Origin of the sequence: Streptomyces sp. NPDC047061 (assembly GCF_040643955.1) — a bacterium.
Classification (GTDB): Bacteria; Actinomycetota; Actinomycetes; order Streptomycetales; family Streptomycetaceae; genus Streptomyces.
The window spans coordinates 1-16,918 of sequence record NZ_JBEYVI010000030.1; the positions used below are offsets into that span (position 1 = coordinate 1).

A 16,918-nucleotide genomic window follows, 5' to 3' on the forward strand; every position below is an offset into this window, starting at 1 on the left:
CACCTGGCACCTCGCACCCGCCGGTACATGACCGCAGGGGCTGTCCGGCCTGACGGCCGGACAGCCCCTCACCAAGATCTTCATCGACCTTCTAGGGCGACGGTCGTCGATCACCTGCCACCACACCGCGGCCCGTCCTTCATCATCTCGGCGGAGCAGAGCCCGAGGGCTTCGAGGACGGACCGGGACCGCGCTCTCATGGCGCTGCGGCACCCGTACGAGAACTGGTCGGCGTCCTTCGACCGCCACCCCCGTCGGTACGACTCGACCGAGCTGGTGCTGTTCGAGGAACTGCTCAGGCAGGCCGTCGGCGAGGGCGAGGGGGGACAGGCTTGCCCGATGCGGAAGTAGCCGATGTCCGTGACCCGTTCCGGCACGATCTTGCCGCCGGTGTCCTGTCCCTGCCGACTGCCGCCGCGCGCGTGCCGCACCAACGGAGTGTGGCCCGGTGCGCGGCTCTTGAGGACGCTTTCGAAGGAGCTTGAAGAGAAGGTCGACGAGGTTGTCCGGAACGCGTGCACGTAGTCGCTCGTTGATCGGGTGTGTCCACGATGAAGGGCCGGGGTTGGCCACGGCCGGCAGGTGCCTAGCGGTGTCGAGTCGCGGATGCGGTGTGTCCGATCGCGCTCGGGGGGCGGTGTGTCTTGGTCGTGGTGAAGCCCGAAGGGCATGATGTCTTCCTCTGCTACGCATGGGAAGACAAGGTCCAGGCGGACGCCCTGCGCACCGCGTTGACCGTGTTGGGCCTGCGTGTATTCCAGGACCACGACGGTATGCGGGATTACGACTGCATTCCCGATCGCATCGATGCCGCGCTCCGTGGAAGCCATGTCCTTCTGGCCCTCTACTCGCCTGCCTTTCTGGCCAGTGAGTACTGTCGGCAGGAGTTGCACTTCGCGCTCCTGAGCTCCTATCACCTGCATCGCAGCCGGGCGCGGGTCCTCGCCCTCAGTCAGCACCTCGACATCGAGCAGATCCGGCCGACAAGGCTGAAGCACTGGCGACTGCCGGCACTCAACCAGTCGTTCGACCGCTTGGCCGCGTCCGTCGCGGCTCAGGTGCGGTGGCTCGGCGAGCAGGACCGGCGTCGACTGGGGGACGCGCCGAATCCGCCGGCACCGAAGTGGTGGTACTCGGAGCCGATGCCGGACGTCCTGGAGACGTACGGGCGGGAACTGGACCTTTGGCGCATCCATGACGCCTTCTTCCCCGACGACACTCCACATCATGGCGGCCAGGTCGTGGCCGTCACCGGCGTCGGCGGCCAGGGCAAGACGCAACTCGTTCGGCACTACGCCCGGACCTTCGCCGCCGATTTTCCGGCGGGAGTGTTCGCCCTGCACGGCTTCGAGGGGCACGGGACGGGAGGAGGGGGCAGGGACACGGCGGTGCGGCGGGTGATGGAGTCCCACCTGACACACGTCGCCGACCGACTGCCTGCCGGCGAAAGCAGGCCGCGCTCGGTGCCCTTCGAAGACACCGTCCGCTGGTTGCACCACCGCCTGGCCGAGCTCGGGCCGTACCTGTGGATCGTGGACGACGTACCGGAGGGCATCAGCCGCGCCGGGTTCAAGTCGCTGCTGGCTCCGACGAGCAACGGCCGTACCCTCATGACGGCCGGGTACCACCTGCGCGGCTGGGTCCACCCGGACCGTCACCTGGTGCTCCCGCCCCTGGAACGTGGCGCGTCCGTGGCCCTGCTGACGAGCCAGTGGCCGGACGGCAGTCCCAAGCCGTTGGCACGCCGTCTGGAAGACCTACGCGGTGCACGCCACCAGTACGCCGCCGTTCGCCGCACTGTGGACGCGCTCGGTGCGCACCCGCTGGCACTCGCCCTCGCGGCCAGCCTGACCGGCTCACCGGAGGCCACCGGGATCGCCGACTTCACAGCCCTGGAGAAACTGGTCACCGACCCCAACCGTGACGCGTTGGCGCTGGCTGAGCAATTACGCCCCAAACTGCCCACCGATCACATCACGGGGGTCGCCGCCACCCTGTCACGCAGCATCACCGCGCTGTCGAGCGAAGGCCTCGATGTGCTGCTGCTGTCCAGCGTCCTCGGCACGGCGCCGCTTCCCGCAGCGCTGGTCTCCCTGGTTCTGGCCGAGGCCGACGGGCTGTCCCGTGCGGAGGCGGACGACAGGGCCCAGGAAGGTCTCCGCCAGACCGAAGCGGGCTACCTCAGCCGACGGTACGGCACGGCGACCAGTGGTCCCAACACCGCAGCGGGGCTGTCGTGGAGCATCCACCCGCTGGTCAACCAGGCTGTCCGCCAGTCGCAACGCTCCTCACACCGCCGTCAGGAACTGCGCCTGGCCGCCGTGGCCGCCTTCACCCGCGAGATGGACGACGCCCGCGACAGCCAGCGGTATCCGATCCTGTCCGGCCAGCTTTCGCATATCGAGCGACTGGCCGCCGACATGCTGGACATCGACGAGTGGCACCTCCTGAACGAGGCCGGACGGCTGCACGCCGAACTCGGCGACAGCCGGGCCGCACTCGGCCTGTACGGAAGGCTCCACGCGCTGTGCCGGTCTCGGCTGGGGGACGATCACCTCACCACGCTCGCCTTCCAGCTCGGGCTGGGGGTCGCCCACGGTCTGCACGGAGATCACGGGACGGCCCGGAGTCTGCTGGCGGCGACGCACACAGCGCTGTGCCAACGGCTCGGTGCACAACACCCCGACACCCTCACCGCGTGGAACGATCTCGCCGTGGTGTGCGGCGCCGCGGGTGATCACGAGTACGCCAGAGACATATTCCGCTCGGTGCACGAGCTCCGCGTCCGGCTGCTCGGACCGCAGCATCCCGACACTCTGGACGCCCTCACCAACTACGCCATCCACGTGGGCCGGTGCGGGGACCATACCGAGGCGCACGAGCTCAAGACCGCCCTGTATCGGACGTTCCGCTCCCTGTACGGCGAGGCCCATGCCCGTACCCTCGACGCGCTGAACAATCTGGCCGCCACGACACTGCAGCTCTCGGACCGTACCGGTGCCCGGGGGATGCTGCGCACGGTGCACCGGACACGGCAGCGTCTGCTCGGGCCGCTTCCGCACACCGCGGACTCGGCGGAGAACCTGGCCTCCGTTGTGGAAGACCCGGACGAGGCCGCCGATCTGCTCACCGAGGCCTACCGCATCCGCTTGCACGTCCAGGGGCCGCCGCATCCCTCGACTCTGCGCACCCTGCACCACCTCCTCGCCGTGCTGCTCGAACGGGACGGCGAGCAGACTTCTCCCCTTCAACCCCGCCGGCACGGCGAACCCGAGACCGTCCCGGCGAGGTTCGCGACGACCGAGGTGGCCGAGACCCTTCCAGCCGGTCTGGCGCCGGGGCAGATCCGCCTCGACGACGAGCACATGGACGAACGGATCGCGGTGCTGGAAGCGGCGATGCGCGTCTACGACGTCCGGCTGGCCGCCCTCGGCCCGGACGATGTCGCGACAATGATCGCTGTCGGCCACCTGGCTCATGCCCATGCGGCGTTGGACCAGTTCGACGGCCAGTACGAGGAGGCCTGGGTGCTCATCGACGACGCCACCACCGGCTTGGAACTGACCCTGGGCACGGGCGACGCCGCCACGGTCACGGCCGACGAGGTGCGCACCTGGATAGCCGGTCTCGGATCCGGCCGGGAGGCGACCGAGGCGGGCAGTCGGTGACCGTACACGATGTCTTCCTCTCCTTCGGCGGCCATGACAGGGCCCAGGCCGAGCGGATCGCCCAGGCGCTGCGCGGCAGAGGGCTGAACGTCTTCCTCGATGAGGACATCCGCACCGGCCAGCGTGTCACCGAGACCATCGAGCGGGCGCTGGCCATGTCCCGGCTGCTGCTCGTGTACTACTCGGCGGGTTACCCGAGTCGTTACGCGTGCCAGTTCGAGCTGACGGCGGCGCTCCTGGCCGGGCAGCGGGAGGGCGACCCCACCGGCCGTGTCGTCGTGATCAACCCGGAGCCGAGCGAGGAGCACCTGTTCCCCGTGGAACTGGCCGACGCCTCGTTCGCCCGTGCACCCAGGTACGGCGACAAGGCCGCTCTCACCGACCTCGAAGACGCGATCCGACGGCGTCTCGGCTCGGTGCGGGGCACTCTGGGCGACCCCCGGTTCACCGAACGACCGCGCTGGATCGCCGATCGCGTGGCCGGCGCGCACGGCTTCGTCGGCCGGTACCGCGAACAATGGCGGTTGCACTCGCAGCTTCGTCAGGGTACCTACCCGATCGTCAGACACGTGATGGCCGGTCCGGCGGTGGCGCTGCTCGGCATGGCCGGCGCCGGCAAGTCCGCCCTCGCCGCCGCCTACGCCTGGCAGTTCGGCGCGGTGTACCCGGGCGGAGTCCACTGGCTGGACCTGAGCGGCGCAGCGGCGTCCGATGTGCCTACCCGCTACGCCCAGGAACTGCACCGGGTCGCCCGCAGCCTCCGTATTGGTCCTGCCGTCGGCCGGGCCGATGCGGCAGAACTGAGTGCCGCCGTGTCCGATCGCCTCTTCACCGCCGCCCAGCCCGCCCTGTGGGTGGTCGACGACCTGCCGACCGACCTGGACCCCGAGGAGGTCGGACGTCTGCTGCTGCCCGCCGGACCGTTCGTGCACACCGTCCTGATCAGCCGACACGGCCCCCTGGCCGAGTTGATGCCCGTCGTGGAACTCGGCCCCATGAGTTCCGAGGACGCCTGTCTTCTGCTGGGCGAACACCGCCCGGTGAGCAGCGACGACGAGCGGCTGGCCCTCGGTACCCTGGCCGAGCGGCTGGGCGGCCACCCCCTCAGCCTGCAACTGGCTGGTCGTCGGCTGCGCGACCGTCAGGGACTCTGCTCCGTCAGCGACCATGTGCGCCGGCTCGTCGAGGATCCGACGGTCCTCGACGTCGCCATCGGACTGGTGCGCACCGGTCTCGACCCGCTCTCCGCACAACAGCGGCTGATCCTCCAGCTCGCCACGATGGGTGCGGGCGCCCCTGTACCCGCCGGGTTCCTCGCCGATGTGGTGACTGCGTTGCACCCCCGCGAGGGTGACCTGGGCGACGCACTGTCGGGCCTGCGTGAACTCATGCTGGCGACCCGGATCGAGGACCGCTGGGAGGTCCATGCCATTGTCCGGGAAGCCGCGCAGCGCTACCTGGACCCAGCGGTTCCCGAAGCCGAACTCGCCCGGATCGTCGCGGAGAGGCTGCTGGAACAGGGTGGAGAACACGGCACGGAGTCCGACCGGCTCATGCCGTTCGCCGCCGCAGTCGCCCGTCATCCGCTCGTCCCTCCGGACGTCTGTCAGGCGCTGCACCGCATACTGGGTGATTTCCACCAAGACCGTGGTGAGCCGGTCGAAGCCGCCCGGTACTGGGATCGGGCTCTCGCGTCCGGCGTCCCGGCGGTAGCCGATCTGCTGCGCGGCGCCCGAGCCCACCTGGACGCAGGCCAGTACGAGCAGGCCGAGGAGTACGCCTCGCGCGCGTGGGAAGCCGCGGAGCCAGGCGACCCGAACGGGATGTCCGCCGCTTGCCTGATGGCCCAGGCGATCGACGCGCTCGGTCGCCCCGAGGCGGCGAATCCCCACTGGGCGACCGTGCAGGCCGCTTTTGCGTCATCACCCGGCACCGGGGCCGGGACGCCGGGCAACGGATCGGACCTCGACCAGGCCCGGATCGAGCTGCGGCTGGGCTACTTGAAGAGCCGCCGGCTCCGCGGTGACATGCGCGCCGCCCTGGCCCACGCCAACGCGCTCGTGGACCTCCTCGCCCATGAGCCGCCCGAACTCGCAGGGCACCACCTCCAGGCCGCGCGGATCGAACTGGCCATCCTCCAGCTCTCCACGAACGCCCAGCGCGAGGCACGGCAGACGGCCGAGTCCGTCCAACGCTGGTACCACGAACACGGGTTGCCCGACCACATGAACGCCGTGACGGCACAAACCGTCCTCGCGCGGGCCTGGCTGACCCTGCACCTGCTGGAACTCCGCCCGGACCCGGCGAACTGGCGCGAGGCCGCCGAGACGCTGGGGCAGCAGCGAGAGCAGCTGCGCAGGAGTCACGGGCCGATGAACGACCGGACGTTGAGCACCGATGTGGAGTACGGCAACGCCCTCCTGTGCCTCGGCCGTCCTACGGCGGCCCGGAAACACCTGACGGAGACGATCTCATTGCTTGATCGGCGTTACGGCGTGCAGCACCCGATGACGCTGCGCGCCCGGCTGCTGCTGGCCCGCTCATACGCCCAACTGCGCGAGTACGAGACGGCGAAGGAGCTGAGTGGGCAGGCCTACACGGAGCTGCTGGCCGCACTTGGCCCCTGCCACCCCGACACCCTCCACGCCCAGTACGATCTTGGCGTGGCACTCGTACTCACCGGATCGCATCGCACGGGCCTTCGCATGCTGTCGGCCGTGCGCCGTACCGCGCCGTCGGCCATGGGACGCAAGAACGACCTGTACGCGCAGAGCGTGGCGGCGACGGCCCTGGGCGTCCTGCCGGGTGCCGTGTGGCGGGTGGTCGATCGGCTGGCCAATGACCGACCCCACACCGACGAAACCCCATAAACGCCGCCTGGCAGGGTAGACCCCTGGCAGCAGGGGGCCGTCGGCTCTGCCGGATCGTTTCTTCTGCTGCAAAAAGCGCGCTCCTGATGACCGCGTTCTTGATGATGTCGATGACATGGATGGGTGGGGGCATGGATCCGGTGTCGGTGGGATTACTGGTCGCGCTGGCCGGCGGGGCCGGAGGCGAGCTCGGACGAGACGCGTGGGCGGCACTCTCCGCACTGGTGCGACGACCGTTCCGCCGCGGCGGCGCCGGCGAAGACGGCCCGGCAGCCGGTTCGGGGGAGGCGGAACTGGCACGGCTCGCCCAGAACCCCGCCGACCAGGGCACCGCACAGGCACTCAGCACGACGCTGGCGGTACGGGCCGCCCTGGACGCGGAGTTCCGCGCCCTGCTCGCCGCCTGGCAGGACCAGGTGCAGCGGATTCCCCTCGACGACCGTGCCGTGCACAACACCGTCAGCGGCGGTACCCAGCATGGTCCGGTGTTGCAGGGGCGGGACTTCTCCAACCTCACGTTCACCTTGGCCGCTCCGCGGTCGGACAGGCCGGGCGGCTCCGACCGCGGCGGGCAGGACGGTACGGCAGGCTGAACCCGTCAGAAGCCGTCCACGAGCTGCTGCACCTGGTCCACGATGCGATTCCACAGCTCCTCGAAGAGCTGCTCCTTCGAAAGGGACCTGGAGGTAGGCACGCTCCCGAACACCGACAGATCGTGCATGTCCAGCCGGGGAGTTCCGGTAGCGCGGTCGAACACCGGTGTGGCGGTGCCGTTGCTCCTGTTGCCGCCGTGCAGACGCGCCCCGACGACGAAGTTGAGCACGTCGTCCCGTCCCATGCCGCCCAGGTGGATGTCGATCCCGTACAGGGTCCGGCCGCGCCGCTCGACGCGCACCCGCAGTTCCGCGTCGGAGTTGCGGACCGTGCAGACGAGGCCGGACTCGGACATCAGCGGGGCAGCTTTCTTGAACTGCTCTGTGAGGTAACGGAACGAGGACTCCAGCTCCGCGTATCTGCTGAAGCTCTCAGGCGTCACGATGGGAATCCGCAGCACCCCCGCGGTGTTCTTGCTCCGCGGCGGAGTTCCCGCCAGGGGCGCGGAGCCGGAGTCGGGGATGCGTCGGCGGAACGCGCGGGCCAGGTCCTGAGGCGTGTAGTCCTCCATCCGGAGAAAACCGACGGCGGGACTGAGGAGTTCCGCGGGGACGCTCACATCCCCGACCAGCACCGGGAGGATGTAGTCGTCAGGGTTGTCCAGTGCGGGCACCAGCATGGCCCGAAGTTCGTCCATCGGATAGGGCGTCGCGAGGTACTCGCGCGACAGGAAGGGCGCGACGTAACGTGCCCTTTTGCCGCCGTAGACTTCCCGGAATCCCATGATGAGATTGCGGCCCCACAACTCGACGCTGAGATCACGGTCGTAGAGCACGGACAGGCCGGACTCCTTGCATGCCTCGACGACTTGTTCGACGTAGGGCCGCTGTTCGCCGGCGAACGAGACAGCGAGATCGTGGACCTGGTTCGGCTCTCCCATGAGGGGAGCTTAGGGCGCGCACGCGACGGACGTGTGGTGTGTGTCCAGGACGGGGAGGAACACTCCGCCGGGCGCCCTGTTCCGGCCCGGCGTCCGCAGTCCGAGCGCGACCGGTGAGAGGAGAGCGAGGGTGACCGGCATGCCTCCCGACCGTCCGGCGCCGTCCCTTCCCCGTGCGGGGACCGCATGACCGAGCGCCGTGCGTCCCGCACCGACAACAGCATCAGCGGGGGAACGTACTACGGCCCGGTGGTCCAGGCCGGCAGTGTCACCATGAACCTTCCGCCGACTCCCGCCCCTCCCCTCGGGATTCTTCCCGTGCCCTCCTCCGTCTTCGTGGGCCGCGACCACCAGGTGCGGGCACTGCTGGAGGTCCTCACCCCGGACGGCGGGAACGGACCGCGCCCTCGCGTCGCGCTGGTGACCGGCCCCGCGGGGATCGGCAAGAGCGAATTGCTGCTGCAGGTCGCCCATGGTGCCGTCGGCCGCGGCTGGTTCCCCGGCGGGGTGCTCTCGATCGACCTCCAGGGGTACGCGTCGGGCCTGGCACCGCTCACGCCGGCAGCCGCCCTGGGCCGCCTGCTGCACCGGCTCGGGCTGCCGCTGGACGCGATCCCGGAGCATGCGGAGGACCGGGCCGCTGTGTACCGCGAGTGCCTCAGGGACCGCTCGGTGCTCGTACTCCTCGACAACACCCGCGACAGCGCACAGGTCCACCCCCTGCTGCCGCCGCACGGCTGTGCGGCTCTGATCTCCAGCCGCAACCGGCTGCCCGCGCTGGACGACGCCCGCCGGTTCCCGCTCTCCGCTCTTTCGCCCGATGAGTCCTGCGAACTGTTCCTCGTGGCGGCCGAGCCCCACACCGGGACGGACGCCGAAGGAGCCGCGACCCGCGCTCACTCGCGACGAATCGCCACCAACTGCGGCGGACTTCCCCTCGCGCTTCGGGTCGCGGCCGCACGAGTACGGGGAGAGACAGCCGACCACCTCGCCGAACTCGCGACATGGCTGGACGACGAACGGAAAAGACTCGTGGAACTGGACGACGGCGAGCGCACCGTCACCGCTTCGTTCCGGGCCTCCTACGACAGCCTCGACGACGGTGAGCGACTGCTGTTCGCACTGTGCGGTCTGCACCCCGGACCGCGCGTGGGCGTCCATGCCGTCGCCGCCCTGGCCGACCTGCCGCTGCGCGACGTGCGGCGCCGGATGCAGACGCTGCGTAACGCCCACCTGGTCGAGACGGACGGCGCCGGCCACTACAAGCTGCACGATCTACTCCACGTCTACGCCCGGGAACGGGCACACGAGGACGTGCCCGAGGCGGGAACCAGAGCGGCCATGGACAGGTTGATCGACTGCTACCTGTACACCGCAGACCGCGCGGACTCCGCCGTGGCACCAGGGCGCTACCGCCTGCCCCACACCGTGGACCACCCGCCGCACAGCATCCCCGACGTCGACGAACGGGACGCCGCACTGGCCTGGTTCGCCGAGGAGATGCCCCAACTGGCCGCCCTCCTCAGAGCGGCGGCCACCACCTCGGATCCCTCGCGGTGCTGGATCCTGGCCGACGCGATGCGCGGCTTCTTCTTTCACACCAAGGCCTGGGACACCTGGCTGGAGACTCTCCAGGTCGCGCTCGACGCGGCCACGGACGCCGGTGAAGTCCGCGTACAGAGCGTCCTGCACAACAGCATGGGAGTCGCTCTCATCGAACAGGACCGCTCCCAGGACGCGGCGCGCCATTACGAGGAGGCGAGGTCCGGGTTCGAGTCGGTGGGCGACGCGCACGGGGTGGCGACCGCGGTGGAAAACCGTGCCTGGGTACACCAATACGCCGGAGACCACCTCGCGGCCCTGGCCGATCACCAACAGGCGCTCGACGTCTACCGCGGCCTCGGTGCCCGGCGCAACACGGCGATCGTCCAACGGGGCATGGCGCTGGCCGAGACGGAACTAGGTCGGTACGAGGACGCCACGGCACATCTGACACAGGCACTGGAGGTCTTCCTGGAACTCGGGCTGGACCTCGATTCCGCCATGGCGCTGAACGGTCTGGGCGAGGCGCATGCCAGAGCCGGCCAGGCGGAACCGGCCCGGCGCCACTTCCTGCGGGCCCTGCGGCGAAGCCGGGCCTGCGGCAGCCTCTTCGAGGAGGCCCGGGCACGCGAGGGTCTCGCGGCCCTGCTGGAAGCCACTGATCCTCGGCGCGCCGCGCATCATTGGAAGCGTGCGCTGTCCCAGTACCAGACCCTGCGCTCCCCGAAGGCCGAGCAGGTGCGCTCCCGTCTGGCCGCACTGGGACTGTCGTCGCCGGAGGCGAACAGCGCACGAAACTGAGCCGGGGTGACCGACCGGTCAGTCAGTCGGCCGGGTGACGGTAGGACGCGATCTTCTCGGCGACCGCGGGTGAACACCCGCGCTGCAAGAGGGTGTCGAGGTACGGGGACGCAGCCCGGCGCACGTCATGGCTGATGATCAGCTCCACGGTGACGAGCTCGTTGTCCGGTACCCACCCGGCGCATTCGTCGATCACCTCTCCAAGGTCGAGCACATCTGCCTCGACCAGGCGACCGAGCGCCTCCCGCGCCCACGCTCCCGCGTCCTTGTGCACATGCACATCGACCTGGCTCAGGGTGCGGAACAGCCATCCGGCCGCCGGAAGCCGGAGCCGATGGCCGTCAAGGGTGCACAACGTCTTGAGCAGGGCGACCAGTTGGCGGACGACCGGCGTACCGGCAGACGCGGCATCCTGCGTCGTCCGGTCCAGGAGATCACTGATCGCCGCCTCGGCCGCCCCGACCGAGGCGGCGTCGTCGCGGCAGAAGTTGTGCGCCAGTTGCAGCAGCAGCCTGAGTTCGTCGGTATTCCTGATTCCCTCGGCAGCCCGGCGGGCGGCTTCGTCCAGCCAGGTGAGCACCACGTCGGCGGCCTGTCGCCGACGTGTGCGGACAAGGGGAACGACGATGCCCAGGGCTCTGTGTCGGATCAGCGGATCCCGATGAGAGGCCAACGGGGTCAGCAGCTCTGCGTAGAGCCATGCCTTGCTGTTCTTCGCCGCGCCGTCCAACTGGTGCAGCGCCTGGTCGGCGGCCTTGCGTGAGTTTCCCGCGGCGAGATCCACGAGACGCTCGCGCGCGTTCGGTTCACTGTCGGCGACCAGACCGTACAAGCGGGCCTCGACCACGGGAGACAACCGCAGAGCGAGACCACCCGCGTCTGTCCGGAGGGCGCCTAGGATCGTCAGGACGATGTCCTCGGCGATTCCTTCACCTTCCCGCGCCAGATTGGCGATCGCGCTTTCCTGCTCACTCGCCGACAGCTCGGTCAGCTTGCCGAGAGCCCTGGACAGCAGCCCGGGATCGTCGTGCACCAGCCGGAGGTACGCGTCCACGGCTGTGCCGGACCAGTCGCTGATCTGCTCCGCCAACCACTCGGCCAGCGGAATCCGGATCGAGCGCGGTGACTCGGCGAACGCGTTGAGCACTCCGCAGACCTGTCGGATTCCCGCCGAGCGCTCCGGCATCGAGGCTGCCAGCAACGCCTCGGCCACCCATGCGGCACCGTCGGTACGCACGGCTTCTTGAAGGCACTGCAGCATATGGCGGGCTGCGGCGTTGTCGTCCGTGGTGAGAAAGGTGCCGATCAGCAGGGCCGCGATGTCCCGATTCTCGTTGGCGGCTCGGGCCAGGGCCGCGTACCTCACGGAGGTGCTCTGTTCGCGGCCTGTGGTCAAGAAGACCAGTGGATCGTCGAGGTTCGGCCGGCCGGTCGTCTCGCCGTGCGCCCACGGGACGACCTGCAGCACCAGTTCCTCGTCCACCGGACGCAGATCCTGATAGGAACCGCGGGCCAGAAGAGAGACGAGCGCGCGTACCCGCTCGTCGTGGGCCACGCCCGGAACGAGGAAAGCGCGGGCCAGTTCACGTACCGCGGGCGCTCCGATCTCCCGTGGCCGAAGCATGTCCCGGACCACGATCAGCGTTTCGGAGGGCAGCGCACGGCCGCGATCGACGAACGGGGCCAGGAGGTGCTTCACCGCGTCGCCGACGAGCGTGTGCTTCAGCTTCGGGGACGGATCGGACATCCGGCTCCGCAGCCGTTCCAGCAGGGTGACGAGCCAGGCGCCGGTCTCCTCGCCGCCACGCACCACCAGTCTGGCCGCCGACCGCGCGACGGCGCACACCTGGTCCGGAGGGACGTCCTGAAGGAGGCGGGCAGCGGTCTGCACCGCCTCCTCCAGTCCGCGGTCCGGTACCGACGGCAGGGCCGCGATCAACTGCTTGGCGAAGACCTCACCGGCCTGGGGCACGTGCTCGGCCAGGGTCAGGAGCAAGCCCTCACGATGCTCCTCGACGGCTCCGAAGACAACGGCCCGGAAGGCGACGATCTCGTCCAGGTCCAGTCGGCCGAGGAGATCCCCGACTTCCTCGGCATCCGCCATCGCCACCAGGTGACGGACCAGCTGCCAGGCGAACCACCGTTCGTGCGGACGCTCACGCAGTTCTTGCAGCAGCGCGTCGCGTTCGGTGCGGGACTGATGCAGGTACATCGCCATGAAGTACTCGGTCAACGCCTGGTGGCGGAAACCGACCTTCTCACCGGCGAGAGTCTCCTGCCGCAGCAGGACCGTCTCGCTGAGCAGATCCTGGTACGCCGGTAATCCGATGCCGTCCAGCGGCAGCGAGCTCTCCGGAGTCCACAGCGAGGGGGTGTCCCGCGAGGCTGCCCACAGCAGGCCCGAGAGGGTGGAGACCAGCCGCTGCTTGGCGAAGGACTCCTCGGTGGTGCGCGGATAGCGCCGGCTGGCGGTGACTTTCTCCCGAAAGTACCGGCGCATGAGGCGGGTGGCACTGAGATCCGGCGGGAAACTGTCGGCCCCGGCGAAGAGCTCGCAGAACATGAACAGATGCAGGGGGTTGGCGATCAGCTCCCTCAGGGCACTCTGGTCCGGATCGTCGTACGCCGCGGTGATCCGCCCCACGAAGTCCCGCCTCGTGTCCTGGAGGTCGTGGCATTCGAGGTAGCCCTGTACGACGAGGACGACTTCCTTCCTGGTGAGCGGCGGCACCCCCATGTCTTCCGTGCGTGCCGCCACCAGGCGGGCGAACCCCGGCGCCAGCCAGGTGTCGAAGTCGTGCTGTCTGCACGTGAAGACGACCAGGACGCCCTGGGCGTAGAGGGTATGGAGCAATCCCAGGACCGAGAGGGCCGTCTCGGCGTTGAGCAGGTAGTCCACGGTGTCCAGGACCAGCACGACCTGGCGGTTCCAGCGGCCGACGCACGCCGCGGCGACCGCGGTCAGCGCCACGGGCTCGGTCGAGGCAGGGGCGAGCAGCCCACCGAGGGCCCGGTCGAGATCGGTCCGGCTGTGGATGGCCGCCGCCACGTGCTCGCAGTTGACCAGCAGGGCGGTGACGTCCTGGTCCTCGTCGAGTGCCTGGAAGATCTGGGCGCTCAACACCGACTTGCCGATGCCCGCCTCCCCCAGCAGGGGGACCGGAAGAACGTGGGAGGAGGCGATACGACGACGGATACGCGGCAGGTGACGCTCTTCCAGGGCGGCTCGGGGAACGATGGCCGTCGCGGCCTTGCGCCTGGCGTCCGCGCACATCTGCCGAGAGGCATCGAGCGCTGCAGGTGGGCCGTCCGTGTCCTGCCCGCTCGGTGTCGCGGGCGGGTACGGCGGCAGTTCGGGGGGCGTCCCCAGCGCGGGGCGTACGTAGGGAGGTCGGCCTCTCAGCGTCCGCAGAAGATCTTCCGCACCCCGGATGGTGAAGTCGGTGACACGGTAATGATTGCTGTCACCGGGCTGGAGAAACAGCGGAATGTCGCCGGTGGAGCAGCCAGGAAGCGCCACCGGGAGAATCTTGCCCGTCCAGACTGCGACATCGCGGCTGAGGAGTTCGCGAAGCACGCGCATCTCGGCCTGCAGCCCCCGACGTTCATGCGGCCCGACCTCTCCGTCGCCCACCCGTCTGCACTCGGGTGACGCCACCACGATGACGAAATCGGCCTCCCGAATCTCACGGATGGCCCACAAGTGCCAGTCACGTCTCTCGTGGAGATCCCACTGGTCCCCCCGTGCGTCGATGCCCGACCTGATGAGGAACTCGCAGAACGCGCGTACCTTCTCCTTGTGCTCCGGCGAATCATGGGCGTACGAGACGAAAACCTGTGGCGCCCGGGCGGACGTGGCTCGATCCACGGGTGTCGGCGCAGGCTGTTCGGGGAGAGCGGCCGGCGGCTCGGCCGTAACCTCGACGTCACCCGGTCTGAACAGCAGTCCCGGTGTCAGCTGCGGGTCCGAGAGCAGCAGGCGGAATCCGCGTCCGGTATCGCGGGTGCGGACGCGCAGACCGTCAGGTCCCACGACAGCGAGGCGGGCCCGCAGCAGACGTTCGATCACATCGGCGAACTCCGTGAGACTCAGCTCCGTACGGACGTCCGCCGGCAGCATGCCGTACAGATCGTCCAGCTGGTAGGAGTCGTCGGCGGCGATCAGGCTGAGCCGCGCGTGGATCACGGCGTCGGACGGCCGGAGTTCGACTCTCCTGATCTCGAACACCAGCGGCGCCACCATGCCTGCCACCGCGACGGGGAGCGCATCGGCACCCAGCAGCTGGAGCACGCTCGTGGCGACCACTCCCACGAGTACGGATTTCGCGATCGCCACAGGCAGATCGATGCGCCACGTGTTGGTGCGCATCTCGAACGCCGACACGTCACCGCCGTGCTCGCGCACCAGGGAGCGGACAGTGACCGACACCTCCCCGGGCTCCATGTCGAGCAGGGCCGCCAACCGCTCCAGTACGGCCGCGTCCAGGCTGAGGCGGTCCTCCGTGGCTTCGGGGAACAGTGCGTCGAAACCCGCCGGCCATAGTCGGCTGTCCGTGTCGGTCACGACACCGCGTCCTGGTCGAGGACGTGCCAGGCGCCGAAGACATGGTTGAGAATCAGGTTGAATGTCGCGGCGTCGTCCCGAAGGAAGGTTCCGTCCACCTCGACGTGTCCGCCGTGGTCGCCACTCGCGCCGTGCCGCTGACGCAACTGCTCCGTAAGCACGGACACCCCGACCTTTCCACCGATACAGATGAACCGGAACGCCGGCTGCCGGTCAAGAGTGAACGCCGCCATCAACAGGTCTCCCGCTGCGAGCCCCTCCAGGGGTACCAGCCCCATCCGCACCTGGGCACCCTGCCTGCACCAGTCGGCCACATGCCATGCGACCGGCAGGTCCATGAGGACGAAGACCGGCTCCACGTGCTGCAGCACGTCGACCGCCGACGGGTGGGTCAGCGTCAGGTGTGACGTCAGCACCAGCAACGGTGTTTCGCCCAGGAGGGTCTGACACTGCCGTGGAGTGGTCGTCGACGGCAGCAGCCCCAGACGTACGACCGGCCGGCCGTCCGCCCTCTGTGCGGCGGCCAGCAACGCCACGATCACTTCCGGTAACTCCGCCCCCTCGGGGAAGGAGAACTGCTTGCGCGCGACCTCGCGGCTCAGCCAGACGCCGCAGACATGCCTGTGATCGTCCAAGTCACCCACCGTGAAGGCGTCGAGAAGTCCCGGAGTGTGCGTGATGTCGACCATCTCGACAGGCAGCCGGTCCCGCAGCACGATTTTCTGCCGGTCGTACTCCAGCCCGTCGTCGAGCACAGGTCGCCGTTCCGTGACCACGTTGAGGCGTTCCGACAGTTCACCGTCCACCTCTGCCACCGCCGCCTTCAGCGCATGGGCGACACGGGCCTGGTCCTCCCAGGCCACCGAGGGCATTCCGGCGTTGGCGAGGACTTCGCTCACGTACTCGTAACACCTGCGGAGTACGACCTCCTCCTCGAACCGGCGCAGACTGTCCAGCTCCTCGTCGTCGGGAAGGCTCCGGCGATCGGCATCTCCGCGATGGACACCGCGCTCGGGGTGATCGGAGGCCAGCTCCGACAGGACAGCACCCCAGCCGTCCGGGCCGCCGACGGCCTCGAACGCCTTCAGCCGCCGGTCGGGCTGGGCGGCCTCGACGAGATGGGTCCTCCTCATCCGGGCGAACCCCGTCTCAAGGAGGTCGAAGACGTGCATCGGCGCCATCGAGCAACGCAGCACGGCAGCCGATGCGGTCTCCCGGAAATGCCACGGGATCACACCGGTGCCGGTCAGGCCCAGACCTCGCTCCAGGTACCCCAGGTAGGTGGTATTGCCATCCAGCATGGAACGGGTCTGCTGGAGACCTGCCAGCGACGCCGACAGGGTGGTGGCGAACACCTCGTGCGTCTGACGCGAGCCCTCCACCATCACGTCGAACAACTCCGGGAGCACCAGTGGCCTGAATCCGCGTTTGGACAGCAGCAGCGCCATCGCCGAGACGAGCCCGTATCCGGTGGACGCCTGGAGTTCGTGATGCAGCCCCTCGTGCGTCTCCACCATGAGCTGCTCATCGCCGTCGCGGAGATTGTCCAGGGCCAGCAACCAAGCACCGGCACCGTCGTAGCCCCCCAGGAGCCCGCTCCGTAGCGTCGCGACCAGCCCGTCTCTCGCGCAGGGGAAAACCACGGAATCCAGCACGATGCTCCCCCCCTCGGCCGACCAAGGCAATGGTCCAAGCTTAGTGAGACGGTGCGGCGCCGGGTGCACGGTAGCGGCAGATGCAGTCTTGGAGTGGCCTCTGTGGTGCCGGGTCGCGGATCCAGGTCATCTGACCGAAGTGGCGCTCCTGGCAGACGCATACGTTGAGCGCGTCCGAACAGCATCACCATTCCTTGATCAAGGGAGTGGCATCACCATGCCAATTGACGTGCGGAACGTGGTTCTCGTGGACGGCGAGTCGGTGGACGGATCCGGTCGGCGGG

The 16,918-nt window shown here is 69.0% G+C and carries 8 protein-coding genes; 5 read left to right on the forward strand and 3 right to left on the reverse strand.

Features of this window, described 5'->3' with window-relative positions:
- The first annotated feature begins 198 nt into the window (after positions 1 to 198).
- From ABZ887_RS33910 to ABZ887_RS33925, 4 genes are all read left to right on the forward strand, one after another.
- The gene (locus tag ABZ887_RS33910; RefSeq protein WP_361297924.1) at positions 199 to 351 is read left to right on the forward strand and encodes a hypothetical protein; all 153 of its coding nucleotides are present in this window, start codon (positions 199 to 201) and stop codon (positions 349 to 351) included.
- A 299-nt stretch (positions 352 to 650) separates the two neighbouring features.
- The gene (locus ABZ887_RS33915; RefSeq protein WP_361297927.1) at positions 651 to 3,668 is read left to right on the forward strand and encodes a toll/interleukin-1 receptor domain-containing protein; all 3,018 of its coding nucleotides are present in this window, start codon (positions 651 to 653) and stop codon (positions 3,666 to 3,668) included.
- Positions 3,665 to 6,538 carry a toll/interleukin-1 receptor domain-containing protein gene (locus ABZ887_RS33920; RefSeq protein WP_361297930.1) on the forward strand — a complete coding sequence of 958 codons (2,874 nt, stop codon included), beginning with the start codon at positions 3,665 to 3,667 and terminating at the stop codon, positions 6,536 to 6,538. Before ABZ887_RS33915 ends, ABZ887_RS33920 begins: the two co-directional genes overlap by 4 nt.
- 131 nt (positions 6,539 to 6,669) lie before the next feature.
- The gene (locus ABZ887_RS33925; protein WP_361298295.1) at positions 6,670 to 7,131 is read left to right on the forward strand and encodes a hypothetical protein; all 462 of its coding nucleotides are present in this window, start codon (positions 6,670 to 6,672) and stop codon (positions 7,129 to 7,131) included.
- A 5-nt stretch (positions 7,132 to 7,136) separates the two neighbouring features.
- Here the strand turns inward: ABZ887_RS33925 and ABZ887_RS33930 are convergent, their stop codons facing one another.
- Positions 7,137 to 8,072, reverse strand: a complete 936-nt coding sequence (locus tag ABZ887_RS33930; protein ID WP_361297933.1) for a toll/interleukin-1 receptor domain-containing protein — start codon at positions 8,070 to 8,072, stop codon at positions 7,137 to 7,139.
- Between the two features lie 186 nt (positions 8,073 to 8,258).
- On the opposite strand from ABZ887_RS33930, the gene ABZ887_RS33935 reads away from it, so the two are divergent.
- The gene (locus ABZ887_RS33935; RefSeq protein WP_361297936.1) at positions 8,259 to 10,415 is read left to right on the forward strand and encodes a tetratricopeptide repeat protein; all 2,157 of its coding nucleotides are present in this window, start codon (positions 8,259 to 8,261) and stop codon (positions 10,413 to 10,415) included.
- Between the two features lie 22 nt (positions 10,416 to 10,437).
- Here ABZ887_RS33935 and ABZ887_RS33940 read toward each other — a convergent pair whose 3' ends face one another.
- Both ABZ887_RS33940 and ABZ887_RS33945 read right to left on the reverse strand, forming a co-directional pair.
- Positions 10,438 to 14,979 carry an SEFIR domain-containing protein gene (locus tag ABZ887_RS33940; protein WP_361297939.1) on the reverse strand — a complete coding sequence of 1,514 codons (4,542 nt, stop codon included), beginning with the start codon at positions 14,977 to 14,979 and terminating at the stop codon, positions 10,438 to 10,440.
- Positions 14,976 to 16,634, reverse strand: coding sequence for a hypothetical protein (locus ABZ887_RS33945; RefSeq protein ID WP_361297942.1), 1,659 nt, complete (start codon positions 16,632 to 16,634; stop codon positions 14,976 to 14,978). The genes ABZ887_RS33940 and ABZ887_RS33945 overlap by 4 nt, the downstream gene beginning before the upstream one ends.
- Positions 16,635 to 16,918 lie beyond the last annotated feature (284 nt).

What these genes read in the sequence shown, in the direction of transcription:
- ABZ887_RS33930 (WP_361297933.1), bottom strand. Translation starts at nt 8,072, where the DNA reads ATGGGAGAGCCGAACCAGGTCCACGATCTCGCTGTCTCGTTCGCCGGC.
- ABZ887_RS33910 (WP_361297924.1), top strand. Translation starts at nt 199, where the DNA reads ATGGCGCTGCGGCACCCGTACGAGAACTGGTCGGCGTCCTTCGACCGC.
- ABZ887_RS33935 (WP_361297936.1), top strand. Translation starts at nt 8,259, where the DNA reads ATGACCGAGCGCCGTGCGTCCCGCACCGACAACAGCATCAGCGGGGGA.
- ABZ887_RS33925 (WP_361298295.1), top strand. Translation starts at nt 6,670, where the DNA reads ATGGATCCGGTGTCGGTGGGATTACTGGTCGCGCTGGCCGGCGGGGCC.